Genomic DNA, 16658 nt, shown 5'->3' with positions numbered 1-16658 from the left:
TAACTATATTACTACACCCTTTATTATCAACAACTTCTACAGCATATGTATTGGCGTTTAATCCTGAGAATGTATGTGTACTTCCAGTAACATTAATGAAAGCTCCACTATCTAAACGAACTCTAAACGGTGCTTCTCCACTTGTAATGTTTACAGCAATAGTTCCATTGCTTCCTGTATAACATGCAACTGGAGTAGCTGTGAAAACTACTGGATCGGGATTTGGTACAATAATTTCAAAAGGTGTACAACCAACTGCATTGACTGTCATCCTAACATTATCAATAAAGTTACCAACTGATAAACTTCCAGAAGCAGTTGAAATTGCTTCAAAAGATATAATAGTTGTAGTTTGTCCAGCTGGAACAGTATATGACCCTGAATATGAACCCCATGCAGAAGTTCCATCCGACATTGTTTGTGTAAAATTTGGTGTTGCTAAATCTCCTCCAATTCTTACTTCCGCTACATCGACACCACCTCTACCTCTATGATCTACAGACCAGTTGATCACATCACCAGGTATAGTACAAAATTCTTGATATAAAGCTGATGGTAAATTTGCATTTAATTCTGCAAAATAATCTCCATCAGAAGCTGGTACTCCGTTAAATCCAGATCTCCAAATTTCTAGACGATTATCAGAAGCTGTACTATCCCAACCATCTAATTGATTTTCATCTATAATTCTGAAAGTAGTAATTCCTGAAGGTACTGTTTCAAAACTTCCATTTGTGAATGGATCAGTAGAACAACCACATTCAGTACAATTATTTGAATCTCTTACACTTACAGTATATGTTCCAGAAGCTAAACCTGAAAATATTGTAGATGATTGCCAAGTTGCACCGTTATCAATACTAAATTCATAAGGAGGCGTTCCTCCTGTTGCTTGTACAGTAATAGACGCAGAGTTTGGTCCTGTACAATTTGCTGAAGTTGTTATAGTACCAGTAACATTTATAGGTGCTGGTTCTGTTATAGTTACATCTCCTAAATCTAATTCACAAACTATTGATCCTGAAGTTTCTCTGATTCTTACGTTGTGTGTTCCTGCAGAAACTCCAACAATTCTAAATGGATTATCAGCTGTTGAGGACCAACTCGCTCCACCATCAATTGAATATTCATAACTTCCTCCGTTGAAATTATTTGCTTGAATCGTAATCGTTCCATTATTAGAATCGTTACAATCTAAATTTGTACTACCTGTTACACTTCCTGTAAATTCTCTATTTTGTCTAACTCTTACTGTAAAATCTCTAGGGCATGCTCTGTCTGCTCTAACTGTAAAAGTGTGTGTGGCTGGATTTACATTTGTAAATACATTCGATGCCTGAGCTGGACCTCCATCTATACTATAAGTATAAGTTAATGAAGGTATTGCTGGTGGATTTAATGTTACTGTAGCAGTTCCATCACAATTATAATCAACTGTACTAGGAATATCTGGAATTACAGGGAATGGATCAACAACTATTTGTGAAACAGGTGAAGCACATCCATTTGAATCTCTTACAAATAAATCATAAGTTCCTGGCCCAACATTGTTAAAGATAGTTGAGCTTTGCCAAGTTGCTCCATTATTAATACTATATTGATAACCAGTTCCTGAACCACCTGTTGCAGTAGTAAATGTAATTCTACCATTTGGTTGTGTACAAGTTGCATCTGGATCTAAAACTGCAGAACTTGAAGGTGCAGATGGATTATCTATATTTATAGGTCCAACTGTATAACTACAAACAGCTACACCTTTTGTTGCTCTAATTGTAATTGTATAATTTCCAGGTGCTAAAGCTGTAAAAGTATTTGACGTTTGGAAAGTTGTACCTCCATCATCGCTATATTCTAAAGTATATCCTAATAAACCTGGAGGTGTATCAGTATTTATTGTAATTGTTCCATCTGTATTTCCAGAACAAGTAGCATCTGTATGAACTTCTGAAAATTGTAAAGCATCCTCTAAATTTACTACTACTGGATTTGCTATAAATGAACAATTATTTTCGTCAACTACAAGAAACTCATAAGTTCCTTCACTTCCTATAGGAATACTAAATATAGTATTTGTAGAAAAACCTTCAAAAGTAGTTGCGTTATATGTTGTTGGAATATCTCCAATTGTTGGGTAAGAAATAGCTGCTTTAGTTGCAGTACCTGCTGGTGTATAAGACCATAAAGCAAAAGTGTAACCTGCTGCTCCTGGTGTTCCACCACTTGGATTTATTGTAATTTCACCATTTGTACAGTCTATATCTTTAGTTTTTACTACTGTAAGATTTAATGCTGGTGGAACTGTAAATGCTGGTAGAGTTTCAGAATATGTACAACTATTTGTTGTAGATGAAACTTCAACTGTATAAGTTCCTGCTGCTGTAATAGGGAAAGTTCTTGAACGATCTGTTGTTGGTCCGAATGAACTTACTAAAGATCCTCCACTTCTAATCTCATAAATATATGGTCCCGGAGTTGTAGAATTAATTTGAATATTAATTTCTCCAGAATCTCCTGCACATAAAATCGGCGCTGTTGTTACATCAACGTCAATGTCAATTTCGTTAACTGCTTGGTTTGGATAAGGGAATACACAAGAAATTGCAACATTTCTAATGTAAACATCATAGTTTCCTGCTGTAGTAATTGGGAAAACATTTGAAGTTTGGTAAGCTCCAGCTGCTGGCGCTGGATCTCCTGCTGGCACAACTGCATATTCGTAACCAGCTGGCACATTATTTATTGTAATGCTTCCGTCTACAGAACAAATAATATCTTCTGTAACTATCGTAGGATTAACCGTTCCTTTAAATACATTAAAATAGTAACGCTCGAAACAACCTCCTGGCTCCTCAACAATTAATCTATATTCTCCTGCATCAGAAAAAGTTCTTGTTGTACTGTTGGGATCAGTTGCAACATCTACCCAAGTACCTCCAACATCTGGACATGTACTATCTAAAGTAGCTGGTCTTGTAGATGTTAACACTTGCCATGTTACTGTCGTTGGTGAAGCTACTCCTGTTGCAATTGAACGAGAATCTGCTGCTCCACATAAATAAATTTCTGCTAATTCTAAAGCTGGATCACTAACACAAGTTACAACTCTATCTGCTGAAGCAACTAAAGGATTTGTTCCTGAACCAAATGGTCCAACTACAAAAGTTTCGTCAAAAGGTACACAAGCAGCTGGCGCTCCTGGTGGATTTGTTTTAGTTACTGTATATGTTCCTGTTGATGTAACAGTTATAGTTCTAGTTGAAGCTTCATCTCCTGAAGCAATAATAGTACCAGAACCATCTCTCCACTCATAGTTACCAAAACCTGCACCTGCAGTTAGATCTACTGAAGAACCACATAACGCAACATTTTGAGAAAAAGCATTACAACTTGTAATATCTACTAAAAAGTTTGTAGAACCTGCTATACCAAAATTACATGCATCAATTCCTGACACACTTGGTTCGTCATTTACGACTACTCCACCAGTTCTACCATCATATCTTGCAAAAGCCTGATTTTCTACAATGTTAGAACAAACATCTGTTAACAAACTACAATCTGTTACCACTTGTACATGGAAACGAATATTGTGCACCGCACCACCTTCTTCAACTAAAGAATCATCTATTTCAAAAGTTAACTCTCCCCTAAAACTATTTGCTGCTGATGGCGGATCGTAACTTGCTAATGTTACACCTGTTGGCGTAACTACATCTGCTGGAACTAAATTTACGTTCCTTGGTAATCTATCGGTAATTACTGTATTGATTGCATCATCTGTACCTGTATTTTGAAAAGCAACGTTATACCATAAATCACCTCCTAAACCTACTGTTGCTCCAGCTAAATCTGTACCTGCATTATCATCTACTGTTTTGACCAATTGAATGTCTGGCTCAATAATTTCAATAGCCATTACATTTAAAAAAGGAAAATAGGCATCTTGTGCCGTAGTAAATCTTACATCAATTGAAGTTTGATTATTAGTAATAATAGTATTGGAGGGATTTGATAATGTAAATTGGTCAATATCAAAACCTAAAGTATTTGTACTGGCAGGCCTTCGTGCTGTAACAAAATTACCATTTTGTGTTACAGAACTATTAAAAAAGTTATTTGAAGGATTATTTCCTGTTGTTATATCAACAAAATTACCTGCTTGATTTCTAATTTGAAAACTATCTCCTGTAAATGGTCTATCACCTTCTAAAGCAGCAGTTAAGAATTGTGCTCTTACTGGACCTGAAGGTATCGTTGTAAAACCTGAGAAAGTTACATCTGTATTGTTTGTTCCATCAATAGTTGAAAAACCATCAAAAACAGAAATATTTTTACTTGATTCAGTTTCATTCTCATAAATAACAACCATTACCCAACCTGCAGATGAACCTAAACGTTGATTTGTATCATCTAATCCAATAGTTGCTTTTATGTTTGCTCCGAAATAATCTCCATTTGGATTTGAAAGCCCTTGTACTAAAGATGTTACATCTTTATAACATACATAAGGTAACTGATCACTTTCTCCATCATCAAAAATTAATTCTCGAGCTGTAGCATCAAACTTATCTGCAACAAGATCCTGATAAGGCTGACCAGGTAATTTAAATTTTATCTCATTGAAATCATCGTCCCTAGTGTTAATCCCAGCACTTTCTTCACTCCAATTATCATAAGGGTAAATTGCTGACCAATACAATCCTGCATATACTACTCTAGAACAGTTTGGTAAATTTAAAGATGACATACTAGAAGAAAAGGTATCCCCACTACCTGCTATTCCCATTACATCATCAATATCAATATAACCTAATTCAAAATCAGTGTTTACGTTTCCACCGAAATTGAAATCATCATTCGGTCCGATTACAGACGCAAAGAATGGATCATCAATACTTAAAATATTGTTACCCACAAAAGTAACATTACCTCGAATGTTAATTCCACCAGCACCTAACCTATCTGCAAAAGGTGTATCTACTAATTTTTTCCTGACAAATGCTTCGTTAGCTTTCGCATTTCTTTTAGCCAAAGGAATTTTGGCCGAAACTTTTTTGTTATCAAAAATGTTGCCTTTGTCTTGGGCAGACAAAAGAGCGACATTCACAATAAATGCTATTAATAGAAGTAATTTTTTATTCATCTTTGGGGATTTATTTCTTTTATAAAAAAATTATAATCAAAAACTTATAACACTAAAATCGGGATCACTATAAATATAATGAAATTTTACAACATAATTAAAACTTACACTTTATCTTAATTATCTAATATGAATTAGACTTTTTCTGTCGTAATATTTTCCTTTAAAATTATTGTTATAAAGATTTAAAATTTCTTTTCTATCTTGTGTTTTATGTAAATAAATATGTCTATTTCCTGTTTTTGGATTGATAAAATATCCTGGTTTGAAACCGTCTTTCTCTAACTCGTCTAATAATCTATCGGCATAAGGCTTTTTAGAGAATACTCCAATTTGCATGTAATAACCAGGCTCTAATCCTTCTTCTAAACTCATCGTTTGAATTCTAGCTCTAGGTTGAGTTTTCGGCACTTTATACGTCTCACCTTCAGGACCTAAAGTAACTCTCATTACATAAACTCTGTCTTTAGACGAAGAGCTCGTATTGTTTGTCGCAGTAATATCTCCTAGCCCTCCACCAGTATCATCATCACTTTCTGCTGTATTTTTTATCACTCCATTAATCTCTTCCATTTGTTTTTCAGCATCTTCTTCCTTAGCGTGTCTATCTATATAAACTACATAAACATTATACTTAGGATCTCTTACATAACGAGCTTTTACTTTCTTCCTGTTATTTCTATTATACTGTTTAACGCTCTTTTTATTATTATATTTTTTAACTTCTTGCTGCGCTCTTTTTAAAGATTTAAATTGCTCAATAGCAGTATAATACATTGTTCCACCACCACCTCTTTCGGTAACAGTTTGTTCTCTCCATGGTTTAGCAGATCTTCTTGGTAAAGATTGATCTCTAGCTTCATTATCTGGAGTAGTTGGTACAACTTCTTTAATTATTGTAGTTGTGTTCGTATTTGTAGGTTGATTTTCTAATTTCTTTAAAATTTCATCAACCTTCTTGTTTAAAATATCGATAGAATCTTGAGCTATTCTTATTTCATCAGATAAATCATTATGTTCTTCATCTTTATATTCTTGCTCTCTTCTTTCTATTGTTTCTTTTTGTCTTCCGCCTGGTAAATTTACAAACACATTACCTCCCGGTCTTTTAGAAGATCTACTTCTACCTAATCTGTAAATTAAACCAACTTCATTTGTACCGCTTAAGTTTTCTTGTTTTTCATATGAAAAACCTATTGATAATCTTTTGTTTAAATTGATACCAAAACCTGCATTTAACCCAAATAATTTATCATAACCTACTTTTAACCAACCTACTTTCGGTAAGTCAGCTAAAGCTGTTGCTGCAAAAGAAAAACCATCTACATTTGTTCTTCTTGCTATACCTAAACCTCTTATCGTAGTTCCAGCGAATAAACCAGTAGTATTTTTTAACCTGTGAGTATATGCTGCGTGAGCTGAAATTGTTTTATCTCCGAAAGATGTTACAAACTCACTTGTTTTTAAATTAAAATCACCTAAATTCTCAAAGAATAATCCTACATCAAAATTCCCAAAAGAAACTGTCGCTGCTGGTTGAAAAACCACTACAGGGCGATCTTGATAATTATTTATTAAAGGATCTGGTGTGTTGGTAAGTACTCTTGGCTCATCTAAACTTCTTCTACTATAAAAGAAGTTAAAACCAAAAGTTAATTTTGTTTTAGCATTTAAATCAATTTGGTAAGCATAGTTTGCCATCGCACCAAAATCTTTAAACACTCCTATTTCTTGTTGAAAAACTGCAATACCAGCACCAACGTTTGGTTGCATTTTTCCTGAATAACTTAATACATGTAAACGTGAAGCATCTTCAAATTCGATATTAGAGCTTCTGCTGATAGCTTCAATTGTTGAAGTTTCTCTATGCAATAATGAGAAAGTTGGAACTGTCATAAAGTTATTAAACTTCATAAAGCTCCTTGATGAAAAACCATTATATGAATCTTCACTAGCAATACTCGTTTGAGTATACGCTACTGAATTCATAAGTACGCATAGTAGTAATAAAGTAATTTTCTTTACCATATATTATTGCAATATAGAAATTGTCCCCGCTTTTATTAAGTTGTTTTCTCTAATAACTCTAAAATAGAATAACATCCCATCTTTAAAATTATTATCCATCGGCCAATTATTTTGATAATCGGTCGTATTTAAAACTTCTTTACCTCTTGAATCATAAATAATTACCTGCACATCTGTTTGAAAAGCAAATCTGTTAGGTAATTCCCATGTATCGTTAATTCCATCTCCATTAAAAGGAGTTACTATGTTTGGAATAACTAATTTCCCATCATCTTCTACTACATTGATTTCTCGTTGCGCTCTACATCCTCCTACTGTTCCAAATAACGTAAATGTTCCTAAAGTATTTACGTCTAATGTTTCATTACTAGATAGTAAGTTTCCTGCTGCATCAAACCATTCGTAAGAATCTGCTCCACTTGCTTCTAATGTTATTGTTTCTCCTGGCTCCAAAACTGCCGTCGACGATGGACTCACTTCTAAAACACTATCATCAAATTCTACTACATTAACCTCGGTCACATTATTTAGACAACCAAAACCTTCATAAGTCACACTATATGTTCCAATTTCGTCAATTACAACTGTACTTGGATCTGTAACAGTTAATTCTGCTCCGTCTTTAAACCAAGTATACACAAAGCCTGGTTCTATATCTATGTTAAATGTAATTGTCTCTCCCGGACATAAAGAATTAGAAACCGAAGATGAACGAATTTCCACTCCTGTCACAGTTAACAAAACATTTACAATATTAGAATCTGAAGAAATTGTTCCAACTGAAGCCGTTAAAGTATATTCTCCGTTATCGTTATACGAATTCACATCTAATTGTTCAAACGTCGCTCCAGCTATTGGATTCCCATCTTTATTCCACTGGAAGTTCAAACTAGAAACCTGATCTGAACTTAAATCATATTCATTACCATCACTTCCTAAGGCTCTTACTCCAACTATAGACAATTGAGTTTGCTCTATACCACATTCAGCATAATCTGTACTTGGTCTAATCTCAACATTAAAACCTACAGCATCTACAATTGTATAAATATCTGAATTTCTTGAAGTCGGACATGTACCTGAATTATCTGTAACTTCTATAAAATACTCTCCTTCTTGAGTAGCATTTGTTGAAACCTGATTTCTTGCAGGTAATGGTGCTCCATCTCTAAACCATTGAAATGTTGGTGATGAAGCTGTATGTGTAACACCTAACTCTATCGTTTCTCCTGGGAGACGAATTCTTGTTGCTGGTGGATTTAAATTAATTTCGAAATTTGCCCCAGGTCGCTGTTCTACAGTAACATCTTGTGATCTGCTTGTACAACCACTTACTTCTATTTCTAAATGATACACACCAAACTGATTACTTGTTGGTGTTGTATATCTAGGTGTATAATCTGCTAAACCTGTGATAAGGTTACCATCTTTAAACCATCTATAAACAAACGAACGATCATCTATACTAGAAACTAGCTCATAAGTTTCATTAGCACAAATTTGTATGGTATTAGCTCCTTCTATCGTTAAACTCGATGGCGCTACTTCTGTAACTGTTAAAATATTAGATTGCAAACCAGAAGTTGTTTGTGTACAAGCTCCTGCATCAACAGCTGCATAATACCTACCCGGTTCAGTAACAGTAAAAGAAGATCCTGTTTCTCCTGGAATTATAGTAAAACCTGCTCCCTCCTCTTTAAACCAAACATATGTATAATCTGGATTAATTACATTAACGGAAACTGTTTCTGGTCCTCCACACAGTACTAAAGCATTACGCCCATTTAAAATTAAATCTTCAGTTGGTCTATAAAAAGCATCAAAAACGTTAGAAGCTGGACCCTCCATTGCTGGAGAACTAGACACAATTCGTATTCTATAATTTTCACCATATGTTCCTTCTGGTAATTGAAAACAAACATCAGTGACAAAAAACAAATCATTTGCATCTCTAACCTCTCTTAAATTAACTACTCCCGATGTAGTGAAATCTCCATTAGAATCTGACAATTGTAATGTAAAAACGTTACCTGCGTCAAAAGACATACCTGAAAATGTAAAATCGATACAAAAACGATCGTTACCTGCCTGTGCACAAGCAGAATTACCAAATTGTAATGTTGGTACATTTAATGTTTGTGCATATGAATAACCACTATGCAATAGACATAGCAGTACAATAAGTATTATTGTAGATGTATTTTTTTTACACTTATACATAATAGGATGGGGACTATTAAAAACTTTTCTTTTGTGGAAACCACAATTAACATACAAATATATTCATTTTATGATAAAAAAAAATTTTATTCCCGAAATAATGATTTTTAAACACTATACTAGCAATTAATACGTTAATTTTACCAACTTATTATATGAAAATTAAAAAATGCTGAAACAATTTATTGTAGCAAGTTTGTTTTTTGTCGCTTTTTGTGATGCTCAAGTGGGTGGTTCTCGTGTATTTTCTTTCTTAAATACCTCTACAAATGCTAGACAATCTGCTTTAGGTGGAAAAGTACTAACATTAGTTGATGATGTAGATCAACCTGTTTGGAATCCCGCTATGATAAATTTAGATTTAGATCGAAAGCTTTCTATTAACTATACAAGCTATTTGGCAGATATTTCTGTCGGTTCTATTTCTTATGCGCATCGATTTTCAAGGTATTCTCAAACATTTCATTCTAATATTTCTTACATCAATTACGGAACTTTAATACAAGCTGATGTTGAAGGAAATGAAACAGGTACTTTTGGCGCAAGTGATATTGCCTTATCTCTTGGTTATGCATATAAAATACCTAATACTAGTATTTTTATCGGAGCGAATTTTAAATTAATTCACTCTTCTATTGCTAACTTCTCTTCTTTTGGTGTTGCAGGAGATATTGGAGCCACATACTATAATGATCAGAAACCTTATATTTTTTCTGTAGTATTACGAAACATTGGAACACAAATCACTTCTTTTAACGGAGAAAAAGAAAAGCTTCCTTTTGAAATTGCAGTTGGAGCTTCTTACTTACTGGAAAATGTTCCGTTACGTTGGTATGCCACAGTTGACAATTTACAACAATGGAATATTAGTGTTGCTAATCCATCAAATCAAACTTCTGATTTAGAAGGAAATGTTACTGAAGAAGACATTTCTTTCATCGACAATCTTTTTAGACATTTCATTATCGGAGCCGAATTATTTCCTAAACGTGCCATCAATCTTAGAGTGGGTTATAATTTCAGAAGAGGAAAAGAATTACAACTACAAAATGTTAGAACTTTTGGTGGTATTTCTTTTGGTTTCGGACTACGAATGAATAAAGTAAAATTGAATTACTCTTATGCTAGATTCCACACTGCTTCTAACGTAAGTACTTTCGGTATTTCAATTGATTTAAATCGTGGAAAAACGTATCGTTATAAAACAAAATATTAGTAATTAACATACGTTTAGTTAAATTCGATTTAACAATTAATCTCATTTAAATTTTCTACATTTGTATCGGATAATTTAAATTGCGCTAAAAAGAATATTCAAAAAATTGTAACTATTTAATCATCCTAAATATTTTTAATTAACCAGCGACTTAATATACTAAGTTGCAATAATCCTTTATGTATTATGAAGAAAATTTTACTTGGACTTTTGCTTTTTATAAGCATCAATACTTTTTCTCAAATAATTAACTTTACCGATCCTAATTTTAAACAAGCTTTATTAAATCATTTCCCTGTTATTGATACCAGTGGTGATGGAAACATCAGTTATAATGAAGCTTCATCTGTTGAAACACTAAGAATTAGCAACAGTAACATTTCTAATCTTGAAGAATTAAAACACTTTACTAGTCTTAGATTCTTAATCGCAGAGAATAATAATATCAAATTTATCGATGTACGTCAAAACTCTTTATGGACATTACGTTTAACTGGAAATCCACTAGAGGTTGCTCTTTTAAAAGGAAATAGCACTTTTCAAATGGAAGGTTTTTATGGAATTTCATTTGACTTTGATAAAATTCAATTTGTCTGTATAAACCAAGCTCAATATGGAGTTCAAGTTAGTAATGTTAGTCATGCTAGGAGAGTCTGGAATAGATTAGGTACAAAATTACACTTTGACTGTGCTAATTATCCTACACCAACTTCATGCCAAATCATTAATTTCCCAGATATTAGTTTTAAACAAAAATTATTAAACCATTCACCTGTAATAGATACCGATGGAGACGGTGAAATTTGTATTGATGAAGCAAGGGCTGCCACAAAATTATTTGTAGGAAGAGGCCCTAATGATTTATTAAATATAGGTGACTTTACTGGTATCGAGAATTTCATTAATGTTGATTTTGTCGTATTAGATAACAACAGGGCTAATAGTGTTGATTTACGTGAATTAAGAGAATTAAAAATTTTAATAGCACAAAGATTAACCAACCTAACATCAATAGATTTAAGTAATAACACAAAACTAGAAAGACTTGGTTTAGATTACAGCAACTTAACCTCTATAGATTTAAGCAACAATACAAACTTAAAGCAAGCAAGTATTGATTTCAATAACCTGAGTCAATTAAACATTAATAATAATACCAAATTAGAAGAATTATCATTTCATGATAATAATGTTAGCAGTTTTAACATAAACTTCAATCCATTACTAAGGGATCTTGGAGCTAATAATAATAAATTAACAGAATTTAAAATCACAGAAAACAATAAAAAATTAGAGAAAATCCTTCTGAAAAACAATCAACTAAAAGAGATCGATGTTAGAAATGCTGATAATATATCTGCACTTTTATTAAATGATAATCCAAATCTTGAAAAACTATATTTATCAGAAAACCATCACGTTACATCTAATATACTTAATTTCATTAGCTTTGTTGGAATACAAGGTTGTGCTATTGATTTCGTTTGTTTAGGATCTGGTAATATACCTGATAATTTATTTAATCAAATCAAAAACAATGTACAAACTGGTGTAAATAATTATACCAATGCTACTGTAATAAAAGATTGTTCTTCACCAGTTGGTCCAATTATCAGTTTACCAAGTTTGTATAATTACTTTGCATTATCACCTAATCCTGCAACTTATTACATAAAATTAACTAAAAGCGATAATACGGTTATAGCTTCAACTGCAACTATATCTGAACTTTCTGGTTTAAAAGTCAAAACCGTAAACTTGAAATTTGGTTCAGGAGGAATTGATCTTATTGAATTAAAACCAAGTTTTGATAATACTATATCTTTAAATAATTCTTTGGGAGATTCTATTCAATCAGCTACTATTAATATATCTGATTTAAGACCTGGAACATATATTATCAATGTACCTAGTAATAAAGGAATTTTAAGTGGTAAGTTTATAAAACGATAAACTCAACACTTAACCTGATTATAAAAAGCAATTGTTAATATAACAATTGCTTTTTTTTATTAATTTTTTAAAACTAAAAGTATCTTTGCCGTGTTAATACTATTTAATGACCACAACAAAGATTATTATTGCCATAGATGGTTTTTCTTCTACAGGAAAAAGTACCATTGCTAAACAATTAGCAAAAACATTAAATTACATTTATGTAGATACAGGCGCAATGTATAGAGCTGTTACTTTGTATGCTATGCGTCACAATTATATCTCTGCAGAAAACTTCAATCCAGAACAATTAATTCAAGATTTAGATAACATAAAACTTTCTTTTAGTTTTAATCCTGATTTAGGTTTTGCTGAAATGTATTTAAACGACACTAATGTTGAACTTGAAATTAGAACTCTAGAAGTTTCTAAACTGGTAAGTAAAGTATCTGCAATACCTGAAGTTCGTCGTAAATTAGTACAAGAACAACACCATATGGGAAAAGATAAAGGTATTGTAATGGATGGTAGGGATATTGGAACTGTCGTTTTTCCAGATGCTGAACTGAAACTTTTTATGACTGCTTCTGCAGATAAAAGAGCTACGAGACGTTATAAAGAATTATTAGATCGTGGTGATAATGTAACTTACGAAGAAGTACTTTTTAACGTAGAAGAAAGAGATCGAATAGATTCAACAAGAAAAGATTCTCCACTTAAAAAAGCTGATGACGCTGTAGAATTTGATAATTCTGATATGGGATTAGAAGAACAATTTGAAAGAATAATGAGTTTAGTAAACTCAAAAGTTAAAAACTAAAAAACTGAAAATCGCGTATTCGATCAATCCCTCTAAAGTTTTTCAAATACGCGATTCTCAGCGATTATAAATTTTGAGCTTCAAATGTAGAGTTTGAAGAATATCTTCTCCACTTCTCCAAGCAAGCTGTAATATCTTCTGGAACTTCAGAATTAAATTGCATTAACTCTCCACTTGTCGGATGAACAAACCCTAAAGTTTTGGCATGAAGTGCTTGTCTTGGTAATACTTTAAAACAGTTTTCTACAAATTGCTTGTATTTAGAAAACGTAGTTCCTTTTAAAATTTGATCTCCGCCGTAACGTTCATCATTAAATAAAGTATGACCTATATATTTAAAATGAGCTCTAATTTGATGTGTTCTTCCTGTTTCCAACTTACACTCAACTAAAGTAACATACGTAAAACGTTCAATAACTCTATAGTGTGTAACGGCTGGTTTTCCATAATCTCCATCAGGATAAACTTTCATTTGCATTCTGTCTTTCTCACTTCTCCCAATGTTACCTTCAATAGTACCTTTATCGTTCTCAACATTTCCCCAAACTAAAGCATAATACAAACGCTCAGTTGTTTTATCGAAAAATTGCTTCGATAAATGCGCCATTGCAAATTCAGTTTTAGCAACAACTAGCAATCCACTTGTATCTTTATCTATACGATGAACTAAACCAGGACGTTCATTACTGTTTTTAGGTAAATTTTCTATGTGATGAATTAATCCGTTAACTAAGGTTCCTGTATAATTCCCGTGTCCAGGATGCACAACCATTCCAGGTTCTTTGTTTACAACTATTACATCATCATCTTCATAAATAATGTTGATTGGTAAATCTTCTGCTACCAATAAATTTTCATGTGGTGGATGTGCTAAAACAACGCGAACAACATCTTTGGGTTTTACTTTATAGTTCGATTTAACTGCTTTATCGTTTACTAAAATATTTCCTGCTTTAGCTGCCTGCTGAATTTTATTACGTGTAGCATTTTCAATAAAATTCATTAAAAACTTATCTACACGTAAAGGATCTTGCCCTTCAGTAGCTGTAAAACGATAGTGCTCGTATAATTCAGAATTCTCATTCTGAATTTCGTGATTTTCCTCCTGCATTGAATCTCTATTTAATCTTGTTAGTTTAAGGAACCATCTCCTAAGATAAGATCAATTACCGATTTCTTTGGTAATTTATCTCCTAATCCTATTTGCTTTCCATTATGTTTTAATCCTCTTACTACATTTTTACCAATATCTGGAACGTAAGTGAATTTTTCTCCAACAGAAAAACCTATCGAACGTAAATGAGTAATTGCTTGACGTTTTGTTTTACCATTTAAGTCTGGTACAATAACGTCTCTATATTTAGATGGATTTAAAGTCAGGTAAATTTTTCTTTTTTCTTTTACAAAATCTCCAGCTTCTGGATTTTGCTCAACAACTGATTTTCTTGGAAAATCTGGATTATAGCTTGCACTATCAATTACTATACATTCTAAACTCAATTCTTCTAGTAATTGTTTTACTTCTGCTATACTTTTCTTCTGTAAATCTGGAACCTGAATTTTTTGATTATGATTAGTTGTATAACCCAACCACCATTGTAATAAAAACACAAACAATACTGCTCCAACTATAGCAATGATCAACTGTTTTACAAAAACTTTACTCTTTAAAAACTGTAACAATTTCATTATCGATTTTTTGAAAGATTCAACAAATGTACATTAAAAATAAGACTAATTTAAAAACATTAATTTTTAAAATACTTTTTTGGTAAGTTTGTAAGGTTAATTATTGAAAATGAAAAAAAATATCGCCATTATCATGGGAGGCTATTCTTCTGAAGTAGCTATTTCTCTTAAAAGCGGAAGTGTCGTATACAAACATCTCGATAAGACAAAGTTCAACTCGTATTGTGTACATATTTTAAAAGAAGGATGGTTTTTAGTTGAAAATGAAGAACATTTTCCTATTAACAAACACGATTTTTCAGTTGAATATAAAAATGAAAAACTAACTTTCGATTGTGTTTTTAATGCTATTCATGGCGCTCCAGGTGAAAACGGAGTAATTTTAGCTTATTTTGATTTGTTAGGTATCAAACATACTTCTGCCCCATTCTATCAAATGGCACTAACATTTAATAAACGTGATACTTTAAGTATTTTAAGGAAATATGATATTCCTACTGCTACATCTATTTATCTTAATAAAGGAGAAAGTATAGATGTTGATTTTATTACAAATAAAGTAGGACTACCTTGTTTTGTAAAACCTAATAATGCTGGATCTAGCTTTGGAATTTCTAAAGCGCACACAAAAGACGATATTATTCCGGCTATAGAGAAAGCATATAAAGAAGATAATGAAATTTTAATTGAAAGCTTTTTAGATGGTAAAGAAGTTTCAGTAGGTGTTATTGAATATAATAACGTAGTTAAAGTTTTACCTATTACTGAAATTGTTTCTGAAAATGATTTTTTCGATTACGAAGCTAAATACGAAGGGAAATCTCAGGAAATTACTCCTGCAAGATTAACCGAAGATGAAGAAACCAAAGTACGTGAAGTTGCTAAAAAAGCTTATGAAGTTTTGAATATGAGTGGTTTTTCTCGATCTGAATATATTTTTGTTGATGGAGTTCCTCACTTTTTAGAAATGAATACTGTACCAGGATTAACAGAAGAAAGTATTTTACCTCAACAAGCTAATGAAGCAGGAATCAGTTTAGCTGATTTATTTGAAAATGCTATTATGAGTAGTTTGAATTCTGAGGCTTAATTATAAATTGACACAACCAAAACTAACAATACAACACAAAATGAAACGCGCTATTTTCCCAGGATCATTTGACCCTATTACTTTAGGTCATTTAGATATTATTAAAAGAGGTGTTACTTTATTCGATGAACTTATTATTGCAATCGGTATTAATGCTGATAAAAAATATATGTTTCCTTTAGAAAAAAGAAAACAGTTTATCGAAGAAACTTTTAAAAATGAGCCAAAAATAAAAGTGGTAACCTATAAAGGTTTGACTGTAAATTTCTGTAAAGAAATTGATGCTCAGTTTATTTTAAGAGGACTTCGAAATCCAGCTGATTTTGAATTTGAAAAAGCAATTGCACACACAAATAGAAAACTTTCTGAAATAGAAACAGTGTTTTTACTAACCTCTTCTGGTAAAAGTTATATTTCTTCTTCTATCGTTAGAGATGTAATACGAAACGGTGGAGATTACACAGGATTAGTTCCAGATTCAGTAAGAGCATAAAACGAAAAACAATTATAAAAAACC

At 32.3% G+C, this 16658-nt stretch carries 9 protein-coding genes and 1 pseudogene; 5 read left to right on the top strand and 5 right to left on the bottom strand.

Features of this window, described 5'->3' with window-relative positions:
* From Q1A15_RS18305 to Q1A15_RS18295, 3 genes and pseudogenes are all read right to left on the bottom strand, one after another.
* Positions 1–5143, bottom strand: a pseudogene (locus Q1A15_RS18305) (hypothetical protein); the annotation flags it as partial.
* 120 nt (positions 5144–5263) lie between these two features.
* Complete coding sequence (locus tag Q1A15_RS18300) at positions 5264–7171, bottom strand: PorP/SprF family type IX secretion system membrane protein (RefSeq protein ID WP_299627431.1); 1908 nt, start codon at positions 7169–7171, stop codon at positions 5264–5266.
* Positions 7172–7174: 3 nt separating this feature from the next.
* Complete coding sequence (locus tag Q1A15_RS18295; protein ID WP_299627429.1) at positions 7175–9391, bottom strand: gliding motility-associated C-terminal domain-containing protein; 2217 nt, start codon at positions 9389–9391, stop codon at positions 7175–7177.
* 169 nt (positions 9392–9560) lie between these two features.
* Here Q1A15_RS18295 and porQ point away from each other — a divergent pair, with 169 nt between their 5' ends.
* From porQ to cmk, 3 genes are all read left to right on the top strand, one after another.
* Positions 9561–10607, top strand: a complete 1047-nt coding sequence (porQ, locus tag Q1A15_RS18290) for a type IX secretion system protein PorQ (protein WP_299627427.1) — start codon at positions 9561–9563, stop codon at positions 10605–10607.
* A 186-nt stretch (positions 10608–10793) separates the two neighbouring features.
* Positions 10794–12560 (top strand): hypothetical protein, encoded by a 1767-nt coding sequence (locus Q1A15_RS18285; protein WP_299627426.1) that lies wholly within the window; start codon positions 10794–10796, stop codon positions 12558–12560.
* A 106-nt stretch (positions 12561–12666) separates the two neighbouring features.
* A complete protein-coding gene (gene cmk, locus Q1A15_RS18280; protein ID WP_299627424.1) occupies positions 12667–13362 on the top strand; it encodes a (d)CMP kinase in 696 nt (231 codons plus the stop codon).
* 64 nt (positions 13363–13426) lie between these two features.
* Here the strand turns inward: cmk and Q1A15_RS18275 are convergent, their stop codons facing one another.
* Both Q1A15_RS18275 and Q1A15_RS18270 read right to left on the bottom strand, forming a co-directional pair.
* Positions 13427–14473 carry an RluA family pseudouridine synthase gene (locus Q1A15_RS18275; protein ID WP_299627422.1) on the bottom strand — a complete coding sequence of 349 codons (1047 nt, stop codon included), beginning with the start codon at positions 14471–14473 and terminating at the stop codon, positions 13427–13429.
* Between the two features lie 20 nt (positions 14474–14493).
* Entirely contained in the window at positions 14494–15051 is a 558-nt protein-coding gene (locus Q1A15_RS18270; RefSeq protein ID WP_299627420.1) for a Stk1 family PASTA domain-containing Ser/Thr kinase, read from the bottom strand.
* Positions 15052–15160: 109 nt separating this feature from the next.
* Here Q1A15_RS18270 and Q1A15_RS18265 point away from each other — a divergent pair, with 109 nt between their 5' ends.
* Together Q1A15_RS18265 and coaD are read left to right on the top strand one after the other, a co-directional pair.
* On the top strand, positions 15161–16141 hold the full coding sequence (locus Q1A15_RS18265; RefSeq protein ID WP_299627419.1) for a D-alanine--D-alanine ligase: 981 nt from the start codon (positions 15161–15163) through the stop codon (positions 16139–16141).
* Positions 16142–16181: 40 nt separating this feature from the next.
* On the top strand, positions 16182–16634 hold the full coding sequence (gene coaD, locus Q1A15_RS18260; protein WP_299627417.1) for a pantetheine-phosphate adenylyltransferase: 453 nt from the start codon (positions 16182–16184) through the stop codon (positions 16632–16634).
* Positions 16635–16658: the final 24 nt, after the last annotated feature.

It is taken from the genome of uncultured Tenacibaculum sp., assembly GCF_947495995.1.
Classification (GTDB): Bacteria; Bacteroidota; Bacteroidia; order Flavobacteriales; family Flavobacteriaceae; genus Polaribacter.
Note: the sequence above shows the minus strand (reverse complement) of the source record. Positions and strands in the feature narration are given on the sequence as shown.

What these genes read in the sequence shown, in the direction of transcription:
- Q1A15_RS18300 (WP_299627431.1), bottom strand. Translation starts at nt 7,171, where the DNA reads ATGGTAAAGAAAATTACTTTATTACTACTATGCGTACTTATGAATTCA.
- Q1A15_RS18295 (WP_299627429.1), bottom strand. Translation starts at nt 9,391, where the DNA reads ATGTATAAGTGTAAAAAAAATACATCTACAATAATACTTATTGTACTG.
- porQ (WP_299627427.1), top strand. Translation starts at nt 9,561, where the DNA reads ATGCTGAAACAATTTATTGTAGCAAGTTTGTTTTTTGTCGCTTTTTGT.
- Q1A15_RS18285 (WP_299627426.1), top strand. Translation starts at nt 10,794, where the DNA reads ATGAAGAAAATTTTACTTGGACTTTTGCTTTTTATAAGCATCAATACT.
- cmk (WP_299627424.1), top strand. Translation starts at nt 12,667, where the DNA reads ATGACCACAACAAAGATTATTATTGCCATAGATGGTTTTTCTTCTACA.
- Q1A15_RS18275 (WP_299627422.1), bottom strand. Translation starts at nt 14,473, where the DNA reads ATGCAGGAGGAAAATCACGAAATTCAGAATGAGAATTCTGAATTATAC.
- Q1A15_RS18270 (WP_299627420.1), bottom strand. Translation starts at nt 15,051, where the DNA reads ATGAAATTGTTACAGTTTTTAAAGAGTAAAGTTTTTGTAAAACAGTTG.
- Q1A15_RS18265 (WP_299627419.1), top strand. Translation starts at nt 15,161, where the DNA reads ATGAAAAAAAATATCGCCATTATCATGGGAGGCTATTCTTCTGAAGTA.
- coaD (WP_299627417.1), top strand. Translation starts at nt 16,182, where the DNA reads ATGAAACGCGCTATTTTCCCAGGATCATTTGACCCTATTACTTTAGGT.